Origin of the sequence: Gordonibacter pamelaeae 7-10-1-b (genome assembly GCF_000210055.1) — a bacterium.
Lineage (GTDB): Bacteria > Actinomycetota > Coriobacteriia > Coriobacteriales > Eggerthellaceae > Gordonibacter > Gordonibacter pamelaeae.
The window spans coordinates 1,723,370-1,724,603 of record NC_021021.1; the positions used below are offsets into that span (position 1 = coordinate 1,723,370).

General features: G+C 64.3%; 2 protein-coding genes. Both read left to right on the forward strand.

All coding sequences use genetic code 11. The annotated features are described in order from the left end of the window. Positions 1-226, forward strand: a 226-nt coding sequence (locus GPA_RS18095) for a sensor histidine kinase (RefSeq protein WP_231847604.1), incomplete at its 5' end; no start/stop codon positions are given. 468 nt (positions 227-694) lie between these two features. Beyond that, a partial coding sequence (locus GPA_RS08005; RefSeq protein ID WP_041239300.1) for an AAA family ATPase occupies positions 695-1,234 on the forward strand: 540 nt, incomplete at its 3' end.

Consider the following 1,234-nt stretch of genomic DNA (forward strand, 5'->3'; position numbering starts at 1 on the left):
GGTCGTGCGCGTGAGCGACACGGGCCCCGGCATTCCCGAGGAGCTGCGCGAGAAGGTGTTCGAGCGCTTCTTCCGCGTGGACAAGAGCCGTTCGAAGGAGACGGGCGGCACGGGCCTCGGCCTGGCCATCGTGAAGCACGCCGTGCTCTACCATCACGGCTCCATCGAGGTGGAGAGCGCCGAGGGCGCCGGCACCACGTTCGTCCTGCGGTTCCCGGCCGCGTAGGGCGCCCCTTCCTGGAAACGCCGAGGCGCCGGCAACCTTGCGGTTCCGACGCCTCTTCTGCGTTGCGTGAAGAGCCCCACCCCCGGCCAGGAGGATGAACCCACCTCAAAAGGTGGGTGCTCGCAGCCCGTTTCCTGGCTTTCGTATCAACGGACACGAATCTCCATTCCGCGCGCTATCTTGAGCTCCCTCATGTTACAGCATCGGTCCATCGCAAAGTATGGCTTCGAGGGCAGGACCTGATTCAGAGTATACGTGCGTTTCAGGCGAAGAAAAGTCTTGACATGCTCCGTCACCCGATATTCAACAGACGTACACAAGCCCCCTGCGGGGTGTGACAAAGGGACGGGGATAATGTCACGTTCCGCGATGGGCTGGGATGCCGTAAAGCATTCGGGAACGTGACATTATCCCCGTCCCTTTGTCACACTCTATCCATACAGACGTTCGCATGGTATCATGGACGCCATGGATACGCTATTCACCGAAATGGAAAACGAGCGCAAGTCGGAGGTCGCCCCTCTGGCGGTGCGCATGCGCCCGCGCTCGCTGGACGAGCTCGTGGGGCAGGACGAGGCTGTGGGCCTCGGCAGCTGGCTGCGCAACGCCATCGAACAGGACCGCCTGAGCTCGGTCATCCTGTTCGGCCCGGCGGGCACGGGCAAGACGTCGCTCGCGCACATCGTGGCCGAGACGACGAAGGCCACGTTCGTGGAGGTGTCGGCCATCGGCGGCACGGTGTCTGACCTGCGCCGGGAGATCGACGCGGCCGACAAGCGCCTGGCCATGGGCGGCCTGCGCACCATCTTGTTCGTCGACGAGATCCACCGCTTCAACCGCAGCCAGCAGGATGCGCTGCTCCACGCCGTGGAGGACCGCGTGCTCGTGCTGGTGGGCGCCACCACGGAGAACCCGTTCTTCGAGGTGAACTCGGCGCTCATCAGCCGTTCCCGCATTGTGGAGCTGCACGGGCTGTCGGACGGCGACATCGGCGAGCTGGTCGACCGC